A 17892-nucleotide genomic window follows, 5' to 3' on the forward strand; every position below is an offset into this window, starting at 1 on the left:
AATGCTGCTGTGACAAGGCATCACATTGATACCTATCGATCAGGGCAATGCGGAGGAAAGCCCCGTACCCTTTTTGAGGCATCATGCTGATCAACTGCTTTCCTTCCATGGGATTTGATATCCACCTGATTGCAAATTTTGGGGCCCTTGCTCTAATCACGCTTGCTGGCCCAGCAGTGATCTTCATTCTCTTCTACAGGCGCGGAGCTCTCTGAAGCTTGGCGAGTGCGTGATACACCGGTGTTCGGGAGACCAGCCGGCCGGTGTAAGCGGCGATGACAGCCGTGAGACAAGCTCCTGCAAATAATTGTTGATCGCCCACCAGTCGCCAGGAAAAAATCAGGGAGACCAGTGGCAATTGGGTGGCTCCAGAGAGTCCGGCTGCTAACCCAAGGCCAACGCCAACTTGGGTGCTGAATCCGATCACAGCACAGACCGTGTAGCCGAGAACGGCACCAAACGTCAGGGATGGATCGATCAATCCGCCTGGGACTCCAGCTGCGAGGGCCAGCATCGGTCCGATCACTCTGACCACAGTGATCCAAATGCTCATTAGACCCGATCGGACATCACTGTGCTCGGAGCCAAGTTCGGGCATTCCTTGACTGAGCAGTTGCCTCACGAGTGCCTCACCATCCGCCGTGCTCGTTCCCCAGCTCAACAGGGCGAGCAAACTGAGCGCCCCGCCAAGGCAGAGACCGGTGCGTAGGGGTCGCTGCCGGACCATGGGAGCCAAACGCGCTGTGGTCCAAACCAGACCACGGTTGAAGAATCCACCCACAAGACCAGCGGAGATCCCGATGGGAATGGCCAGCAACAACTGCTCTGTTTCTGGCGCGAACACATTGATCAGACCCAATCCAAAGATCGGCTCTCCCCCAAGGTTTGAAAACCCAGCAGCAGCGACGCACACCAGCAAAGCTGGCCAAATCGTGACGATGGAATATTCAGCGGTGAGCTCTTCAAGCATGAACACAACGCCAAGCAGAGGCGTGTTGAAACCACCGGCTAGGCCCGCACCTCCACCAATGGCAACCATCTGCCGTTCGGTGAGAGCTGGCATCCAATTGGGCCAGCGTTTCTGAGTGGCGCGTGCCACGGCAGAGCCAAATTGCACCACCGGCCCTTCCCTGCCCAGAGGAAACATGGCTGCTGTGGCCACTGACCAAAGGATTCCTCTTTGCAGTGTGCTGCCTGCTTCCATCGCGGCCGGCATCAACGAAGAATCCTCCAGGGCGTTCATCGTTGAAGGAATGCCCGATCCAGCGCCTCCCCGCCACGGTCCCCGTTGAAGAATCAACAGGATTGGCATCACCACTAACGGGACAAGGGCAATCAGGAGACCAATCGAGCTCCAGCCGGTTTGGCCGGTTGTTGGCAGGAAATGGAACAGCCACTCCTGAATTCGATCAACGAGATTCAAGGGGAGGCAAGCCAGGCCGATTAAGACACCAACAACGAGCAAGCCAATGAAATGGCGCCCAAGTCGACGGATCTCGTTGAAGACCGATGCTGTGCCACGGAACCGTGAGCTGGTGGTTTTGCGTTCAGAGGTCATGGAAGAAGGCCAAGGCCAATGCAAGCGTCTCGGATGAGGTCAGCAACGTAAGGGTGCCCGGCTCTGCTGTCTTCAGTTTCAAATACACCGTTGCGGTTGACCAGTCCAGACAGTCGCTCTCCAGAAGGGTTCTCAATCTCTACGGTTGCATCGTCGGGGCTCGTGCAGCGATAAACCCCCAGGCCGCGGTGGAGATCCAAGCAGGCGTGATGTTCTCGTAGAGCCTGGATTTCGAGTTGTAGTTTTGCTTCTCCTTGCCAACGGTTGAGGCTGATCCGATAGGCAACGTCCACGATCGCTGGCAGTGGTTGGGTTTGCTGCCAGCGCCAAGCGATGGCTTCCCTTTCACAATCTCCCTGCCCCAGGGTGAGTTTCAGGTGTCCGCCGCGGAGCAACCGTTGGGAGATCACCTTGCAGCCTCTCGACCAAAACAATGGCGCTGGATGGCCGATTCCAAAGGGTTCAAGAGAAAGCAACGACGACCAAAGGTCGTGATTGATCGCTGAGAGCGAGAGGAGGGCTTCTGGTGCCACAAGAATTCCCTCCCCACGCGTTTGGATCCATGACTGAGCCAAGCCATTGAGCTCCTCATGGAGGCGATGCACGTGCTCGGCTTTCACCGTGAATCCACCTGCGGCGGGGTGGCCACCATGGCGTTCCAACAGAGCGGTGCAGTGGTCGAGGGCTTTGTCGACAGCGAACCCTTCGGGTGCACGAACCGAGGCCCGCATCAGGCCGTCGCCATCCGCAGCCAGCAAGGCGGTTGGGCGTTGAAATCGTTCCATCAATCGTGCCGCAACGATGCCAATCACGCCGTGATGCCAGTGGCCTTGGGCGAGCAGAAGAAACGGTGGTAAGGGATCACGGTCAGACTCCAATAAGGCCAGGGCCTCGGCCTCTATGGCATCGCAGAGCTCTCGTCGCTGTCGGTTGAGACTGTCGCATTGGCGGCCCAGCTCAATGGCGCTGTTTTGGTCGTCTGCGGTGAGCAAATCCACCACCAACTGGGGATCGCCGATCCGTCCCACCGCGTTGATTCTGGGGGCCAGTTGAAAACCGATGTCATCCGCGCGCAGGGGGCGATCGCCGAGTCCTGCAAGTTGCTGTAGGGCGCGCACTCCTGGGCAGTTGCTTCGATGGAGATGAAGCAATCCTTCTCTGAGAAGGGTTCTGTTGGCGCCTGTCAGCGGTGCCATGTCGGCCACCGTTCCAATGCAAAACAAATCACGAGCACTGGCGATGGCCGCTGGCTGGCGCATGCGTTCTGCGAGTTCGCGCGCTACGACGTAGGCGAGCCCAACGCCGGCTAATCCGCGATAGGGAGAGTGTTCCGGGGTGGTGGCCGGATGAATCAAGGCGAGAGCTTTGGGGCGTGTCTTTGGGAGCGTGTGGTGATCGGTTAGCACCACCTCGATGCCCAGATCCTCTGCTCTGCTTAGGGCCTCATGGGCTGCCACTCCGTTATCGACAGTGACAATGAGCCGGACTCCATCGGCATGGAGCTCATTCACCATCGAGCAGTTCAAGCCGTAGCCATCAGCCATGCGGCTTGGGATCGCCGCTTGGGGTTCCGCTCCCAAGGTGCGCAAGGTGCGAAGCAACAGCGCAGTGCTTGTCATGCCATCGGCGTCGTAGTCGCCACAGATCGCAACGCTCTCTGCCGTTAAACAGGCCTGATGCAAGCGTTGGACGGCCTTGTCCAATTCGGGGAAGTGGCCATCAGGTTTTGGGAGGGGTGAATCACTCAGAAGTGCATGGACCTGATCTGGTTCTGTCAGACCACGGCGGAAGAGCAAGGCCTTGAGGGGAAGAGGCAGTGGCACCGCATCCAAAGCCCCGGGGTCAATGCCCCTCGGTAGTTGCCATTGCTGAACGGACACGGCAGACGGCAACGGGCAGGTGCTCAAGCAGCCTGCATTGTGCTTCGTCCTTCAAGCTGTTGCCATGAATTGCATGACCGTCATGCCTGTCTTGAAGACCGTGTTCTGGGATGTGGATGGCACCCTTGCGGACACGGAAATGGATGGGCATCGACCTGCCTTCAATCGAGCTTTTGCAGAACAGGGTTTGGATTGGACCTGGGATCCAGAGACCTACAGAGCCTTGCTGAGCATTCCTGGTGGAAGCCTTCGGATGAAAACGTATGCCCAGCAGCAGGGAGAGGTCTTGACTGACGCGCAGTTTGCTGAGCTGCGCGTTTCAAAACAGCGTCACTATCTCGATGCAGTGCGTTCCGGCGCGGTGTCTCTTCGCCCAGGGGTCGCAAGACTGCTTCGTGAGCTTCAGGCTCGGGCGATTGATCAATGGATCGTGACCAGCAGTGGCGGTCCGTCCGTATCGGCATTGTTAGACACCCTATTTCCCGGCGGCGACCATCCCTTCGCTGGGGTGATTAGTGCCGATGATGTATCGAGGCATAAACCCAGTCCTGAACCTTATTTAAAAGCGCTGGAACGCAGCAAAACCGAGCCGAATGCGGCTTTGGCACTGGAGGATTCAACCCCAGGTCTTCTTTCGGCCAGAACGGCTGGACTGCGTTGTCTGCTCATGCCTTCTCCCTGGGATCAGGAGCTCCATCGGTATCAAGATCAGGCCGAGGCGGTGCTGGATCATCTAGGGAGTGCCCAGTGTCCATGCACTGTTTCGAGCGGCCCCCCTTGTGTGGATGGCCTTGTCACGCTGGAGTACCTGCAGATGCTTCTCGTCTTACCGGATTGATGACGACCCATCTCACCCGCTATGAACAGTTTCAGAGACGGATTGGTGTTCAACTCACCCAAGCGCTAACGGGATCTTGGCGTCGCCGGAGCCTGGGTGTTCTCTCCCTGCTGCTGGGGTTCCTTGTGGGCAGCAACTTCACCATGTATTGGTTTCAACGCGTCGGTCAACGTCCGTTTGTGGTGCTCACCATGGTGATCGTCATTGAGCTGTTGGTGCGAGCAAGGACCTATGTGAAACGGGAACCCTGGCCGATTGCTTGGCTCGCGATCGACAACATCCGGATTGGAGCTGTCTTTTCAGTTGTGTTTGAGGCCTTCAAGCTTGGTTCTTGACCCGTTGCAAATGGCTCCCAAGGGTTGGCCTTTGCTCCTTGAATCCTTGGGCTGGTCAGATCCCGAACTCTGGTGGTGCCATTGGCAGCAACGCGGTGGTTTCGAGCTTGCCCGTCGCGTCTGGCCCGCGGACGTAAAAGATCAATGGCTGCTGGGAGTGGCGTTGCCATTGCTTTCACAGGCCGAGTCTCTCTTGCAGATGGGTGGCCGTCCTTTGCTCGGATTGAGTGCGCTCCCTGGATGCGGGAAAACCACGCTTTGCGATTGGCTTGTGCACGCCAGCTCGGAATTGGGCTGGTCGATCGCGTTCCTTTCGATCGATGATTTTTATTGGCCTGGTCTAGAGCTTGATCGACGGATGGCAGGAAATCCCTGGGGAGTGCCCAGGGCCATACCGGGGAGTCACGATCTGGAGTTGATGGCCACAGCGCTCGATCAATGGCGAGAGACGGGGGAGTTATTGGCCCCTCGCTTTGATAAATCCCTTCGCGACGGTCGCGGGGATCGCAGTGAATGGGTCCGCTCCACCCCTGATTTAGTGGTTTTGGAGGGATGGTTCGTTGGCGTTCTCGTTTCCGATCAGGCTTCTGAGGCACAAAACATCCATTCACTCGCGCTGACGACGGAAGAGCTTGTGTATCGCCAACAGCTCTTTCGTCTCGTACCTGACTATGCACCGATTTGGAATCGGATCGATAAGCTCTGGCACCTCAAAGGGCAGAGCGGCACTTCAAGTCGGCTCTGGAAGCGCCAGCAGGTCGACACCCAAGCCAAAACAACGGGAGTTCACGTGTCTGAATCCGCTGTTCAAGATTTTGTTCGGATGATTGAAACGGCATTTCCAGCAGCTTGGTTGCAGGATCTGGATCAATCTGATGTTGTGATCGATCTCACGAACCAACGCGCTGTTCGTGAGATCACCTTGAAATGAATTCAGTCCTCGCTGTCATCAGCATCAGCAACCGGATACACAAAACCCTGTGCGCGACCACTCAACACTGATTTGCCGATTGACATGGCACGTTGTGCAGCAGTGGCTGCTTTTGCCTTCCAAACAGCATGCCGTTGATTGCGCTTGCTCTTAGAGGTTTTCTTCTTCGGTACAGCCATTGCAGCCGGAACTCTTCCAAACGCCCATAATCTCCTTTCGAGAGTCCGCTCGTCAAATCGCTACTCTTAATACATCGCAGGAACGGTGTGAGTTCAGGTCCGGAAGATCGTGAAATCATTGTCTCCCAGGCATCTGGGGGCGATGCCAAGGAAAAGCCCACCAATCCTTTTGCTCGCTTTAAATCGGATCCACCGCCGAGTTACAGCGAGTTATTGACGCAAATTTCAGCGGGAAAAGTCAAAGATCTGCAATTGGTTCCTGCGCGTCGGGAAGTGATTGTGGAATACGACGATGGTCGCAACGCCACGGTTCCCACCCTGGCGAACGATCAAATGATTTTGCGCACAGCCGAAGCCGCTGGCGTTCCCCTGACGGTGAAGGATGTTCGTCAGGAACAGGCCTTGGCTGGGTTGGCTGGAAATTTGGCCCTGATCGTTCTGATTGTGGTGGGCCTTTCGTTTCTTCTCCGGCGCTCAGCGCAGGCCGCCAATAAGGCCATGGGCTTTGGGCGCAGCCAAGCGCGGATCCGCCCTCAAGATGAAATCACCGTTCGATTTGAGGACGTTGCCGGCATTAGCGAAGCCAAGGAAGAACTCCAAGAGGTTGTGACCTTTTTGAAGCAACCGGAGAGTTTTATTCGTTTGGGTGCGCGCATCCCTCGGGGGGTGTTGCTGGTGGGACCGCCAGGGACGGGAAAAACATTGCTTGCCAAGGCCATCGCTGGGGAGGCAGGGGTGCCGTTTTTCTCCATCGCGGCCTCTGAATTTGTTGAGCTGTTTGTGGGTGTGGGTGCCAGTCGTGTGCGCGATCTGTTTCGCAAAGCCAAGGAAAAATCGCCTTGCATCATTTTTATTGATGAAATTGATGCCGTTGGTCGTCAACGCGGTGCAGGAATTGGTGGAGGAAATGATGAGCGCGAGCAAACCCTCAATCAGCTGTTAACTGAAATGGATGGTTTTGCGGATAATTCAGGCGTCATCCTGCTTGCTGCCACCAACAGGGCTGATGTGCTCGATACGGCATTGATGCGTCCCGGCCGGTTTGATCGTTGTATTTACGTTGATCTGCCCGACCGCAAGGGGCGTGAGGCGATTCTTGCCGTTCATGCCCGCAGTCGGCCGCTTTCAGACGACGTGTCTCTGGCGGATTGGGCCTTAAGAACTCCAGGCTTTTCCGGTGCTGATCTTGCCAATCTCATCAATGAGGCCGCGATCCTGACGGCACGAAATGAAAGCTCTTTTGTGGGGAGCTCTGAATTAGAAGCAGCGCTCGAACGCATCACGATGGGGTTGTCTGCCTCTCCTTTGCAAGACAGTGCCAAGAAACGGCTGATTGCCTATCACGAAATTGGCCATGCCCTGGTGGCAGCCCATACGCCTCACGCCGATCCCGTCGACAAAGTGACGTTGCTTCCCCGCAGTGGCGGTGTGGGCGGATTCACCCGATTTTTCCCTGATGAGGAGGTGATTGATTCCGGCTTGCTCAGCAAGGCTTATTTGCGGGCCCGTCTTGTGATGGCTCTGGGTGGTCGTGCTGCTGAGATGGTGGTGTTTGGACCAGGTGAGATCACCCAGGGAGCGAGTGGAGACCTGCAAATGGTGTCTCATCTCGCCAGAGAAATGGTGACTCGCTTTGGATTTTCTTCTTTGGGGCCCGTTGCTCTTGAAGGTGGAGATCAGGAGGTGTTCCTTGGCAGAGATCTCATTCATACGCGTCCCTCTTATGCGGAAAGCACAGGGAAAGCGATTGATGCCTGCGTCCGCCAGCTGGCAATCCAGGCTCTCGATGCGGCGATCACCCTGTTGGAACCTCGTCGCGAGGTGATGGATCGTCTTGTTGAGGCGTTGATTGCGGAAGAAACACTATCGAGTTCTCGCTTCTATGAATTAGCGGGCCTAGATCATCCTCAAAACGGAGAGAATCGATTGATGGAAAATAATTCTCATCAACCCGTTCTGGCTCAGAAGCCAGCTGCAACTTGATCCGCTCCACTGCAGTGGCAAATTCAGTGGTCAATCCAGTGGCAAAGATCTTCAGGATGATCGGGCGTTTTGGGATCTTGTTGATCCCATTGATTGTTATTTTCTCAAGACTGCAGGTTGAGTGGTACTGGTTCGATCAATTTGAACTTGGGTCTGTTTACGGCAAACGCTTATCTCTTCAATTAGCAGGCGCATTCATTGCCTTTGTGTTTGTGGGCAGTTGTGCGTTTTGGCGTCAGTCTTGGCTGCGACCACCTCAAGCAGAAAAGGACGAGAGAAGACCTGTCCTAACGGGGTTTCGCTACGGGCTCTGCCTCTTGGCATGTCTTCTGGTGATGCTCACAGTTTTAGCCATTGATACCCGTTTGGCTTGGCTGGCCTGGAGTGACCCCTTTTCACTGTCGTATTGGTGGAGTCTTCCCTTTTCGACAGGTTGGCCGCTGCTCAGCTTGTCCATTCTGGTGCTGACGTTGATCATGTCCGGCTTGACCCGCAGCCGTCGTCTAGGTCTTGCCCAGGTTTATGGAAGTGTGTGTATCTGTTTGATCGTTGCGCGGAGTTGGGGACTTTGGAGTCTTGCTCTTTCAATTCCTGACCTCGGCCGCGTGGAACCGATGCTGGGGTCTGATGTGAGCTTTGGTTTAGGTCGTTTTTCTGCGATCGCGCTGGGGCTTGAATTAGTACTTTTGCAGCTTTTACTCACCCTTAGTACTGCTTTATGGAGTCAATTAACACGTTCAACATGCCTCAGTGATTGGGCGTTCTCAGGATTAACGAAGCGTCAACGACATGGTTTGAGGCCTGGTTGTGCACTTTTGCTGGTGACTTGTTCTGGCTTGATGTGGCTTTCAAGGCACCAGTTGCTTTGGACTCAGGATGGAATCGTTGCGGGTGCAGGTTGGCTCGATGTTCATCTGCTGCTTCCTTTGCGATCGGCGGGAGCTGTTGCGCTGCTTGTGTTGGCGATTGTTGTTTTGCCGTCACCCTTTTCCAGTTTTCGTCGTCGTCAGCTTCGGCTGATTTTGTCCTGTATCGCGGTGGCCTCCTTTGGCTTGGAAATGGTGTTGTTTCCGCTGATGCACTGGCTTGTCGTGCGCCCGCGGGAATTACAGCTGGAGACCCCCTATATCAGTCGTGCGATTGAGGCCACACGACAGGCATATCAATTGGACCGTATTACCACCCAACAGTTTGATCCTTCTCCTCGCTTGAGCCCTAAGGATCGCGAGCAAGGTGCCAGTACTTTGCGCAATATTCGTTTGTGGGATAGCCAACCTCTACTCGCAACAAACCGACAGCTGCAGCAGCTCAGGGTTTATTACCGCTTTACGAATGCAGCCGTTGATCGCTATCAATTGCGTCCTGATTTACTTGAACGCCAGCAAGTGATGCTCGCTGCGCGTGAACTCGACCAAGCAGCTCTCCCTAAGCGGTCACGCACTTGGCAGAATCGTCACTTCGTGTTTACGCATGGCTATGGATTCACATTGAGTCCAGTGAACTCCAGAGGAGCCGATGGGCTCCCTGATTATTTCATCAGTGACATCGGTCGTTCAGCGAGTATTAGTGGTAATAAATTCCTCGATATTAGTCGCGAAGATGTCAAGAATAATGTGCCAATTGGTCGGGCTGCGCTCTATTTCGGAATGCTTCCATCTCCCTATGCCGTTGCTCCAACGCAAATCGAAGAGTTCAATCATCCAGAAGGCGATGAAAACACATACAACCATTATTCAGGTAGAGCTGGTGTGCCACTGGCGTCTTTAGGGCAGCGGATTGCGGCATCGATTTACATCCGTGACCCAAGGTTGCTGAATACGGGCGTCTTGCAATCGGATTCGCGTTTGTTGTTGCGACGTGACGTTAAAAAGCGTGTGAAGGCTTTAGCACCTTTTTTGCAGTTGAAAGGTGATCCCTATTTAGTCTCCGTTCCCATGGAGTCTGGTCTTGATCAGTATCAGGAAGATCAACATCAGTATTGGATTGTTGATGGATACACCAGCTCTAACACCTATCCCTATGCCTCAATCCTTCCTGACGGACAAGAGATGCGTTATGTACGCAACTCAGTAAAAGCCATTGTTGATGCCTACAACGGAACAGTGCATCTCTATGTGAGTGAACAAGATGATCCAATGATTCGTGGTTGGCAGAAGGTGTTTCCCGAATTGTTCCAGCCCTTGGCTGCTATGCCACCATCTTTGCGTCAGCATCTGATGGTTCCTAGTGCCTTGTTTGAATTACAGGTTCAACAATTGCTTCGATATCATGTAACGAATCCACGTATTTTTTACAGTGGAGATGATGTTTGGCAGGTTCCCAAAGAGCTGTATGGAAAAACACAGATTCCAGTGGCTCCTTATCACATTACGGCGCAAGTGAAGCCGAGTGTTGATTCCGAATTTTTACTTTTACAACCCCTTACGCCACTTGCCCGTCCCAATCTCTCCGGTTGGTTGGCAGCAAGAAGCGATGCTGAGCATTACGGAGAACTGATCCTGTTGCGCTTTCCTAGTGATGTTCCGATTTTTGGTCCTGAGCAGATCCAGGCTCTGATCAATCAGAATCCCATCATCAGCCAGCAGTTTGGGCTATGGGACCGTGCGGGCTCTCAAGTTGTTCAAGGCAATCTTTTGGTCGTGCCACTTGGAAATGCCCTTCTCTATGTTGAGCCGATTTATCTCAGAGCCCGTCGTGGTGGGTTGCCAACCTTAGTGCGTGTGGTTGTTAGTGATGGCAGTCGCGTGGCAATGGCCAAGGATTTACGCGGGGGCCTTGATGCCTTATTGCAGGGAACTGGCTCGAAAGATGTTGTCGTGCAGGATCTTGATAAGGCATTGTGAAGCCAACCTTCACGATCAAATCATCCTTTCTGGCGACGATACTCTTTTAATGCTTTGCCTGGTTTAAATAGAATAAATAGGCCCCATAGCAGCAATGGCACGGCTACGAGAAAGGTATAGGCTCCAACCTGTGGTGATCCATCAAGTGGTTGTGGAATTTGACTGAGAATCCAGACTGGTACTAACCACCAAGGACTGATTCCTATGTCGTTGAGTCTTCGAATATCAACTGGAACCATGATCAAAAATGCTGAAATTGTGGTTAGGGAAAGATTGTTATCCCAGGTTTCTGGAGTAATTTCTAATCCCACTAACATGCACAGGCCAATATTGACAGCAAGGATGAGTGAGAGGATGAGCAGTCGCTTAATGACCTCGCCTAAATAGTCAAGCCTTCCAAGCTCTCCTTCCCAGCTGAAGAATTGAGGTAGACCTTTCATCAGTGCCCTTGATCGATCCTTTCAGGCTGGCTGAAAAAGCACTGATTGGCAACGAGCATCTCTGGATCACAGGGATGGCTTAATCATCGCTGATGACCTTCTGTGATTCATGCGTTCATTAGCTTCAAACACACGGTGGCTGCTACCACGAGACAGCTAGCAACAACAATGAATCCCATTGGATTGAGTCGAAGATAGTCTCATCATTTGTCTTTCAGGCACCCCATGCCTGTCTCCGATGAGACTGAATCGCAAATTCAACGTGTGTCCGTTCTCAAGCCTCTGCGTTCTTTTCAAGCGGCTTCTCTAGGGAGTTGCTGCGTACGGTCAAAACGCCTCAATCGGAGTCTGATGAAATGGCGCACCATTAAAAAACGGGACAGATCGTTGACCTGTCCCGTGCGTCATCATGCGGCCCTCTGGCCTTAAGTCCCTAACCGATCGCAGCAAAAAACTCTTTGCTGCCCTTGGGATCAGGCTTCATGGTCTTCTCGCCTGGTGTCCAGTTAGCTGGGCAGACTTCATCTGGATTGGACTGCACATACTGGAATGCCTGCAAGACACGCAGGGTTTCATCGACATTCCGGCCAACGGGGAGGTTGTTGATCGTGGCGTGCATGATCACACCCTCAGGGTCGATGATGAACAGGCCACGCAGGGCTACGCCTTCAGCGTCATCGAGAACGTTGTAAGCAGTGGAAATTTCCTTCTTCAGGTCTGAAACGAGCGGATAGTTGATATCGCCGATGCCGCCCTGATTGCGTGCCGTTTGGATCCAAGCCAGGTGACTGAATTGGCTGTCAACGGAGATGCCCAGCACTTCGGTGTTTTTGCTGGAGAAATCTGAGTAGCGATCGCTAAACGCTGTGATTTCTGTTGGGCAAACGAAGGTGAAGTCCAGTGGGTAGAAAAAGAGCACCACGTACTTGCCGCGGTACTGAGACAGGCTGATTTCTTTGAACTCCTGATCAACTACAGCGGTAGCGGTGAAATCAGGGGCCTGTTGGCCCACGCGCAGGCAACCGTTGTCGGTCATGATGAAAGGTCGATGGGGATGTGACGGAAGCAGCAGACCAGACTCAATCCAAAGTCGGTCCGACTTCTAGTTACATCCCTTAATTTATCACGCCCTCGTCTCGGTTGCCGTGCGATGAATCGTTAATAAGCGTCCCTGCTGATGGGGTTCTAAAATCATTCGATGATTGATCAACCCATGTCTTGGGATCAGGCCTTATTGCGGAAATTCAGCAGTACAGGGCATTTCCGACTTTTAAATCAAGTGCGTAGTGAGCTTAAAAGCCAGCCACTCAACCGTGACTCCCAGACTAGAAAGCTCACACTTCAGGCAAGGCCCCACCATGGACAATCGGTGAGGCAACAGCGGCGTCCAAATCCAGTTCCTGAGGATCAACCGATCTTGATCATGGAAGAAACCACGAAAGACAGCCCAACATCATTCAGAGAAAGACTTAATGCAATTGAAATGCGCTGAGATTTGGTCGCGTTAGCGATTTAATCAAAGCAAAAAATGGCTCGGGGGAGACTTGAACTCCCGACCTTGGGGTTATGAATCCCACGCTCTAACCAGCTGAGCTACCGAGCCGTTACCCCAATATTTTAAACGATCGCCCGGGTGGTTTATGCGCGGCGACGTGCGGGGAGCTTGGCCATTGGGTCGAGTGCTGAACCACCACGTTGGCGAATTTCAAAATGCAGATGAGGTCCAGTGCTTCTTCCTGTGCTGCCCATGAGGGAAATTTTTACTCCCTGGGGAATCATTTGTCCTTTGCGAACTAAGAGGCGGCTGTTGTGGGCGTAACGGGTGGAAGATCCATCGGCGTGAGCTAACTCCACTAAATAACCGTAACCACTGCTCCAACCAGAAAATTTCACAACGCCGTCTTTGGCGGCAACGATGGGAGTACCAACGTTGTTGGCAATGTCGATGCCCTTATGCATGCGGCCCCATCGCCATCCGAAACCAGAGGTGAAAACACCTTTTGTGGGCCATATGAAGGATTGATTTCCAACAGACTCACCCTCAGCTCCAGGCAATGCAGGTAGAGCTGGAAAGCTGGCTCCGCCTGAAACCGTTGGACGAATCGCAAGAAGCGCTCTGGGAGAAGCCTTGGCAACACGCACTTCGCTACCGATCGCCAAACGGGCTAGATCGAGACCAGGATTCAATGAGCGCAACTCACTCAAGCTGACTCCCTGATCTCTAGAAAACGTTGACAGAGACTCGTTGGCTTTGATGCGTACAACGGATTGTGGAGCTGGAGGGGTTTGAAGCGGTGCTTTGCGGAGGACCGTTGTTCCGTCAAGACGGGTCGCGCTAGCGAGGCTTTCCTCAGCGTCAGCAGGGATCACGATCCAAGCACCAGGCTTGATCGTGTCTTGGGAAGCCTGGTCGTTAAGAGCGGTTAAATCTGAGTTGGAAAGTCCGAGATCAGCAGCTATATCTTGAAGAGTGCTCCTTGTCGAGACCTTGACCCAAAGCCTGCTTTGGGTTGCTGGTGCCGATGCCAGGAGAAATGGTGCCTGCACATGGCCAGCATCCGCAAACCCGGGATGCTGTGACAAGACAGATAAAGACGTTCCTGATGCGATTGCCGTAACGAGAACGAGAAGGGGCTTCATCTGAATCAGCGATGGGTAACGATCCTGGAGAAGCCGCCACAGCTCAGGAACGGCCTGAAAGTAGCGGCTGTAGGACATCGGCGCAAGGGCTGAAGTGTCAGCTTGCCAATTACCACAGTTGAAGCTGCAAGCCTGCGTGGTGGCTGACGATGGCGCAAGCCACGGAAAGATTGAGGCTCCGCACGCCCCCTTGGCCATCTTCTCCGGCGCTGCAGGGCATTGAAATGGTTGTGATTTGGGTGCAGCGACTGCGTGTTGCTTCCGATAAGCCGGTGTCCTCTCGACCGAATAACAAGACATCTCCGCGTTCGAACTGCATCTCTTGAAGAGGCACGCCGCCTCTACGGCTGCAGCCAATCACCCTGGAGTCTTTCCCAAGCGACTTAAAAAACGCATCGGTGTCCTTGTGGATCGTGAGATCAACGTGGGGCCAGTAATCAAGACCAGCTCTTTTTAAATACCGATCTTCAAGGCTGAACCCAAGGGGCTCAATCAAATCCAGGGGTAAACCAAAAGCTGCGCAAGTACGGGCAATGTTTCCCGTATTGGGGGGAATTTGCGGTTCCCACAGTGCCACCCTCAAAGGCTTTTGAATCACAGGCCGTTCATTCAATGCTTGATCATTTGAGATTTGCTTCACGGAACGAGAATGCCTAATTGAGAAAGATTCAATGCTCTTCCCTGTACAACGAGCCAGCTATCGGCAGCGTGTTGTTCTAGTTGTTGAGCCAGCCAACCTTGGCGGTCCCTAAACAATCCGCCAATCACTGTGGCGGGGACGACGCCCCAGCCTGTTTCTTCGATCACGATCACGGTGGGGCATGTTCGTGTGAGAAGACTTTGGATGAGATCTTCTGCCTCCTGTGTCCAGGCATGATCGTTGAGGTCGAGATGCGCTGCCGTATATCCGCCAAGCGCATCGATCAACAACGGTTGATGGGGCTCTTCTTTGCGAATGCATTCGGCAAGCTTGCCTCCCGGTTCGCGCAGCTGCCAGTGCAAGGGTCGTCTTTCGCGATGCAGCCGCATCCGCTCGTCCCAGCTTGGATCATTCGAACGATGCGCTGAGGTTGCGACGTAGGTGACCGTCTGTTGAGAGCTGAGTAAATGTTCAGCCCAGCGGCTTTTCCCTCCTCGGCTTGGCCCGCTTACAACAACGAGCCCGTTCGGAAGCTTGGGTCTTTGCTTGTTTGGGCTAGCCAACGGTTTATCCGCCTCCGTTCATGCCTCGCAGTGTGGCAACGGAGGATGGACTGACACGATTGAGGTACCGGAAGATCCAATATTTGAAAATTGTCGCCAAAATCACCGGGAATGTAGCGATGAATAGGAGAATAAAGTTTTCTCGGGCAGGGAATCCAAAGTGATTTGCAATGCCATCAAGCAGCACAGTCCAGCCTTCTGGACTATGAAATCCAACGAAGATATCGGTGAAGAGAATAATCGCAAATGCCTTGGCTGAGTCGCTTAATCCATAAACAGCCTCATCAAAAAATCCGCGAAGAACTCTCAGCTCTTCGCGACTGAATAAGCAGACCATCACGAAAGCAAGCGTGGCTGAAATGTCAGCTAAGACATTTTTTACAGCATGGGTGCTTTCGGCGTCCGCTTCTTCTTTGAGTTCAGAAGCTTTTTTCCCAAGTTTTTGTTGGAGCTCTTCTTGGCTTGGGATGGAGTCCCCACGAAGAAGGGCATCGAATTCAATTTCCGCCTTATATACGCGCAACTTTTCGACGGCCTGTTCTTCAAGCTGTGGCTTCGGATAACTCAAGAAGGGCAGGTCTGGAGCAAAGCGGTCAACAGCAGGACTAATGATGTAAGTGCGGCTGACCTGTTGGACCAACAGTGGCACCAGAATCAGTAGTAGAAGAACCTTCAATGAGATCAGGGTTGAATCCCTGCGTCTCCTAAAGCCTGCAACTAAGGTCGCTTCACCCGCTGGATTGAGCTGCCTCCGCACCTTGTCGAACACCCCGAGTAGGGAGCGCGGCAGCGGATCAGGATCCCGTGTCATGGTCGGAGCGGTCGAAGCCCGTTTAGGGCTGTACCGATTCACAACACTTTCAATCAGCTGAAGTTGTCGCAGTTCCTGAGGATCCAGCTGGGAGCGCTGATACTCCAGCTGATCGAGCGACGTACGACAAACATTGATCGCAACACGAAACTTGCGCAGAACGGTTGCCTGAACAGATTTCGGAACAGAGAGCTCTAGATCGGGCCTGATGGGACGGTCGCCGTAGTACTCCAGCTCCAAGCTCTGGATCAAGAGCGCCGCTTCATAGCCGCGGTCCAGATCAGAGTTGACATCAAGGGAGTTGGCCTTGCCAAAGGCTCCGATCCAATTGCGAAATGCCATAGCTGGTTAGCGGGAAAAGACCCACCAGGTGGCCATTGGAACAATGGTTCCAACGACTAGAAGCACAATCACCCAGGTGAAAGCGTTGCTTTCGCTCGTTTCCTCGACCGTGGGAATGTTTGTGGGAAGGGTGGTGCGTTCAATTTGAACCGGAGGGCCGGGATCTTCACCGCCATTGAGAACCACCGCAATGCGTTCAATTCCATCCATGGAGGCCTGGCGGAATCGCTCTCCATCTCGCATCGGCTGACTCATGGTGGTCCGCGCGGTACTGCGGAGCAAGGCGTCTGGCAGTTGATCACTCAGCTCTGCTGAGACAACAATTGCAGCTTGTTTGTTCTGGGTCTCCTCAAGGAAAAGGATGAGTGGACGCTCACTGCTGTTGTCGTTATTGGACCAACGTTCCACCAATTCCTCTCCGAATCCCGTGAGGCTCAGCCCGTAGTCCAGTTTCCGCAAAGTGATGACTCTGGCGTCCACCTTTGAGGATTCCAGTTGATTCAGCCGAGCTTCAATTTCATTTTTTCCAGCTCGACTCAACACATCAGCTGAATCAAGGACGGCTTTCTCCGGCGGCTGAGCTGGTAGGTCTTGAGGCGATAAGGCAAAACCCGCTGGTACTGCCAAGAAAAAACAGAGACTTGCGGCGATGAACAGCTGAAGAGACTTAAAAAGGCTAGGCATCATGAGGCGTTCGATTGGTGGAGTCTGTCGTCAGCTGGCAAGGCTGTCGTGATTCAAGGCCATGATCGCGTCCATCACGGCTTGTGCTTTGCCTTGAGGGAGATCAACGCTTTGAGCGAGTTCGTTGAGAAACGTTTGCTCTTCAGTCGTCACCGTCCTATCAGCATGAACCAGCTGTACGGCCACAGCGAGAGCCGTTTCCTTTTGGGACTCTTTGAGTTGGGGGAGGGCATCTTTGATCAATTGTCTTGATCCTTGCTCGCGAAGGCGTTTGAGTAGTTGGTCAAACAACATTGCCATCTCACTTTCGCTTCGATCCTTATAAGGGGTTCGATATTCCAGTTGAAGCCTCAATGCGTGCGCTTCATCCTTGCCCAGTACTCCATCGCAAGCGACTGTGGCCAGTGCAATCGCGGCAAAGGCTTCGGATTCCGTCATCAGCGTTGGAGCGTTGACTTCTATTTCAGCAAGAGTGCATCGATCTGACTGCTCATGAGTTGCAAAACATGTTGAGATCCGCCCAATGGTGTTTGCTTGCAGGCGTGCTTGTTTTGGGGCTTTCCATCCTTAACGCCAGCACAGCAGAAACGGTCACTCCCAGCTTGGAGCGTGCCGATGTTCTCGCCGGGATGGCAGGCGTTGGCTTGATGCTCGTTTCCATCCTCTGGACAAGGGCTTCTCCACGCAGTCCGGAAGCTGTTGAACTGGAGGGTGAACAGGGTTTTGTGCTCTCCTCAGATTTAGCGGATACGGTCCGGTCTGAACTGGCGTGGGGCAGCCATCAGTTTCTAACCGCAACCTCTGCAGCCACCATTCTTGTGTTTTGGAAGGGTTCGGTTCTACTTCGTCGGGGCCTTTTAGGTTCTGGTGATTTTGCACCTGGTGAGATCTGTCGACGATCCCTGCAAAAACAAGAACTGGTATCTCTGGTAAAAACAGCCCTTTACCCGGGTAAAGCCGAATTTGATCCGGTCTTGCCAGGCTTGCCCTCCGTGATGGTGCAACCCTTAGGTCAAAACGGATGGGTTGTGATTGGTGGTTGGTCGGAACGATGTTTTAGTCGTTCCGATGAACGTTGGCTCACTGGTTGGGCAGAGAGGCTTAAAACAACGCTGACCGTTGCCGAATCAGAACCAGAATCAGTTTTAGAAGCAGAAGAAGAATCGTTGATCTAGCACTACTTCTTTGCTTTCCGTTTGCGAGATGCCGCTGCTGTTGAAACAGG

General features: G+C 53.5%; 19 protein-coding genes and 1 tRNA gene. 8 read left to right on the plus strand and 12 right to left on the minus strand.

What is annotated here, in order from left to right; translation table 11 throughout:
• The first annotated feature begins 107 nt into the window (after positions 1–107).
• The gene (gene psb30, locus DXY38_RS12275; RefSeq protein WP_038013133.1) at positions 108–215 is read left to right on the plus strand and encodes a photosystem II reaction center protein Ycf12/Psb30; all 108 of its coding nucleotides are present in this window, start codon (positions 108–110) and stop codon (positions 213–215) included.
• On the opposite strand, the gene DXY38_RS12280 is transcribed toward psb30, so the two are convergent.
• Entirely contained in the window at positions 194–1558 is a 1365-nt protein-coding gene (locus DXY38_RS12280) for a chloride channel protein (protein WP_115071869.1), read from the minus strand. The two genes, psb30 and DXY38_RS12280, sit on opposite strands and share 22 nt — an antisense overlap.
• Complete coding sequence (gene recJ, locus DXY38_RS12285) at positions 1555–3450, minus strand: single-stranded-DNA-specific exonuclease RecJ (RefSeq protein ID WP_115071870.1); 1896 nt, start codon at positions 3448–3450, stop codon at positions 1555–1557. Before recJ ends, DXY38_RS12280 begins: the two co-directional genes overlap by 4 nt.
• 61 nt (positions 3451–3511) lie before the next feature.
• Here recJ and DXY38_RS12290 point away from each other — a divergent pair, with 61 nt between their 5' ends.
• Genes DXY38_RS12290 through DXY38_RS12300 form a run of 3 tightly spaced genes read left to right on the plus strand, consistent with a single transcriptional unit; the run spans position 3512 to position 5542 of the window.
• Positions 3512–4276, plus strand: coding sequence for an HAD-IA family hydrolase (locus DXY38_RS12290; RefSeq protein WP_170952958.1), 765 nt, complete (start codon positions 3512–3514; stop codon positions 4274–4276).
• Positions 4276–4611: a DUF565 domain-containing protein gene (locus tag DXY38_RS12295; protein ID WP_115071871.1), complete on the plus strand. Its 336-nt coding sequence runs from the start codon at positions 4276–4278 to the stop codon at positions 4609–4611. Before DXY38_RS12290 ends, DXY38_RS12295 begins: the two co-directional genes overlap by 1 nt.
• A 10-nt stretch (positions 4612–4621) precedes the next feature.
• Positions 4622–5542, plus strand: a complete 921-nt coding sequence (locus DXY38_RS12300; RefSeq protein WP_115072057.1) for a kinase — start codon at positions 4622–4624, stop codon at positions 5540–5542.
• A 2-nt stretch (positions 5543–5544) separates the two neighbouring features.
• Here the strand turns inward: DXY38_RS12300 and rpmF are convergent, their stop codons facing one another.
• Positions 5545–5721 (minus strand): 50S ribosomal protein L32, encoded by a 177-nt coding sequence (rpmF, locus tag DXY38_RS12305; RefSeq protein ID WP_006852524.1) that lies wholly within the window; start codon positions 5719–5721, stop codon positions 5545–5547.
• Between the two features lie 87 nt (positions 5722–5808).
• Between rpmF and ftsH the strand changes: the two genes are divergently transcribed.
• The gene (gene ftsH / locus DXY38_RS12310) at positions 5809–7704 is read left to right on the plus strand and encodes an ATP-dependent zinc metalloprotease FtsH (protein ID WP_115071872.1); all 1896 of its coding nucleotides are present in this window, start codon (positions 5809–5811) and stop codon (positions 7702–7704) included.
• Positions 7705–7760: 56 nt separating this feature from the next.
• Entirely contained in the window at positions 7761–10547 is a 2787-nt protein-coding gene (locus tag DXY38_RS12315) for a UPF0182 family protein (protein ID WP_115072058.1), read from the plus strand.
• 20 nt (positions 10548–10567) lie between these two features.
• Here the strand turns inward: DXY38_RS12315 and DXY38_RS12320 are convergent, their stop codons facing one another.
• Complete coding sequence (locus DXY38_RS12320; RefSeq protein ID WP_115071873.1) at positions 10568–10987, minus strand: DUF805 domain-containing protein; 420 nt, start codon at positions 10985–10987, stop codon at positions 10568–10570.
• Positions 10988–11420: 433 nt separating this feature from the next.
• Complete coding sequence (locus DXY38_RS12325; RefSeq protein ID WP_006852528.1) at positions 11421–12023, minus strand: peroxiredoxin; 603 nt, start codon at positions 12021–12023, stop codon at positions 11421–11423.
• Between the two features lie 162 nt (positions 12024–12185).
• On the opposite strand from DXY38_RS12325, the gene DXY38_RS14050 reads away from it, so the two are divergent.
• The gene (locus tag DXY38_RS14050) at positions 12186–12479 is read left to right on the plus strand and encodes a hypothetical protein (RefSeq protein WP_006852529.1); all 294 of its coding nucleotides are present in this window, start codon (positions 12186–12188) and stop codon (positions 12477–12479) included.
• Between the two features lie 37 nt (positions 12480–12516).
• Here the strand turns inward: DXY38_RS14050 and DXY38_RS12335 are convergent.
• The 7 genes from DXY38_RS12335 to DXY38_RS12365 form a co-directional block, all read right to left on the minus strand.
• Positions 12517–12590 (minus strand) — tRNA-Met (locus tag DXY38_RS12335).
• A 35-nt stretch (positions 12591–12625) separates the two neighbouring features.
• On the minus strand, positions 12626–13627 hold the full coding sequence (locus tag DXY38_RS12340) for a M23 family metallopeptidase (protein ID WP_170952959.1): 1002 nt from the start codon (positions 13625–13627) through the stop codon (positions 12626–12628).
• A gap of 109 nt (positions 13628–13736) precedes the next feature.
• Positions 13737–14240, minus strand: a complete 504-nt coding sequence (locus DXY38_RS12345; RefSeq protein WP_244279127.1) for a tRNA (cytidine(34)-2'-O)-methyltransferase — start codon at positions 14238–14240, stop codon at positions 13737–13739.
• A gap of 23 nt (positions 14241–14263) precedes the next feature.
• Complete coding sequence (locus DXY38_RS12350) at positions 14264–14830, minus strand: bifunctional adenosylcobinamide kinase/adenosylcobinamide-phosphate guanylyltransferase (protein WP_115071875.1); 567 nt, start codon at positions 14828–14830, stop codon at positions 14264–14266.
• A gap of 4 nt (positions 14831–14834) precedes the next feature.
• Positions 14835–15983: a proton extrusion protein PcxA gene (gene pxcA, locus DXY38_RS12355; RefSeq protein WP_115071876.1), complete on the minus strand. Its 1149-nt coding sequence runs from the start codon at positions 15981–15983 to the stop codon at positions 14835–14837.
• A 6-nt stretch (positions 15984–15989) separates the two neighbouring features.
• Positions 15990–16667 carry a photosystem II repair protein Psb32 gene (gene psb32 / locus DXY38_RS12360; protein ID WP_006852534.1) on the minus strand — a complete coding sequence of 226 codons (678 nt, stop codon included), beginning with the start codon at positions 16665–16667 and terminating at the stop codon, positions 15990–15992.
• Between the two features lie 30 nt (positions 16668–16697).
• Positions 16698–17105, minus strand: coding sequence for a tellurite resistance TerB family protein (locus DXY38_RS12365; RefSeq protein ID WP_115071877.1), 408 nt, complete (start codon positions 17103–17105; stop codon positions 16698–16700).
• Positions 17106–17173: 68 nt separating this feature from the next.
• Between DXY38_RS12365 and DXY38_RS12370 the strand changes: the two genes are divergently transcribed.
• Positions 17174–17842, plus strand: coding sequence for a cofactor assembly of complex C subunit B (locus tag DXY38_RS12370; RefSeq protein ID WP_115071878.1), 669 nt, complete (start codon positions 17174–17176; stop codon positions 17840–17842).
• Positions 17843–17892: the final 50 nt, after the last annotated feature.

Origin of the sequence: Synechococcus sp. UW179B (assembly GCF_900474245.1) — a bacterium.
In the GTDB taxonomy this organism is placed as follows: domain Bacteria; phylum Cyanobacteriota; class Cyanobacteriia; order PCC-6307; family Cyanobiaceae; genus Synechococcus_C.

Excerpts from the sequence above, each read along its gene's own strand:
- psb30 (WP_038013133.1), top strand. The coding sequence starts at position 108 with ATGGGATTTGATATCCACCTGATTGCAAATTTTGGGGCCCTTGCTCTA.
- DXY38_RS12280 (WP_115071869.1), bottom strand. The coding sequence starts at position 1,558 with ATGACCTCTGAACGCAAAACCACCAGCTCACGGTTCCGTGGCACAGCA.
- DXY38_RS12290 (WP_170952958.1), top strand. The coding sequence starts at position 3,512 with ATGACCGTCATGCCTGTCTTGAAGACCGTGTTCTGGGATGTGGATGGC.
- DXY38_RS12295 (WP_115071871.1), top strand. The coding sequence starts at position 4,276 with ATGACGACCCATCTCACCCGCTATGAACAGTTTCAGAGACGGATTGGT.
- DXY38_RS12300 (WP_115072057.1), top strand. The coding sequence starts at position 4,622 with ATGGCTCCCAAGGGTTGGCCTTTGCTCCTTGAATCCTTGGGCTGGTCA.
- rpmF (WP_006852524.1), bottom strand. The coding sequence starts at position 5,721 with ATGGCTGTACCGAAGAAGAAAACCTCTAAGAGCAAGCGCAATCAACGG.
- DXY38_RS12315 (WP_115072058.1), top strand. The coding sequence starts at position 7,761 with ATGATCGGGCGTTTTGGGATCTTGTTGATCCCATTGATTGTTATTTTC.
- DXY38_RS12320 (WP_115071873.1), bottom strand. The coding sequence starts at position 10,987 with ATGAAAGGTCTACCTCAATTCTTCAGCTGGGAAGGAGAGCTTGGAAGG.
- DXY38_RS12325 (WP_006852528.1), bottom strand. The coding sequence starts at position 12,023 with ATGACCGACAACGGTTGCCTGCGCGTGGGCCAACAGGCCCCTGATTTC.
- DXY38_RS14050 (WP_006852529.1), top strand. The coding sequence starts at position 12,186 with ATGATTGATCAACCCATGTCTTGGGATCAGGCCTTATTGCGGAAATTC.
- DXY38_RS12340 (WP_170952959.1), bottom strand. The coding sequence starts at position 13,627 with ATGAAGCCCCTTCTCGTTCTCGTTACGGCAATCGCATCAGGAACGTCT.
- pxcA (WP_115071876.1), bottom strand. The coding sequence starts at position 15,983 with ATGGCATTTCGCAATTGGATCGGAGCCTTTGGCAAGGCCAACTCCCTT.
- psb32 (WP_006852534.1), bottom strand. The coding sequence starts at position 16,667 with ATGCCTAGCCTTTTTAAGTCTCTTCAGCTGTTCATCGCCGCAAGTCTC.
- DXY38_RS12365 (WP_115071877.1), bottom strand. The coding sequence starts at position 17,105 with ATGACGGAATCCGAAGCCTTTGCCGCGATTGCACTGGCCACAGTCGCT.
- DXY38_RS12370 (WP_115071878.1), top strand. The coding sequence starts at position 17,174 with ATGTTGAGATCCGCCCAATGGTGTTTGCTTGCAGGCGTGCTTGTTTTG.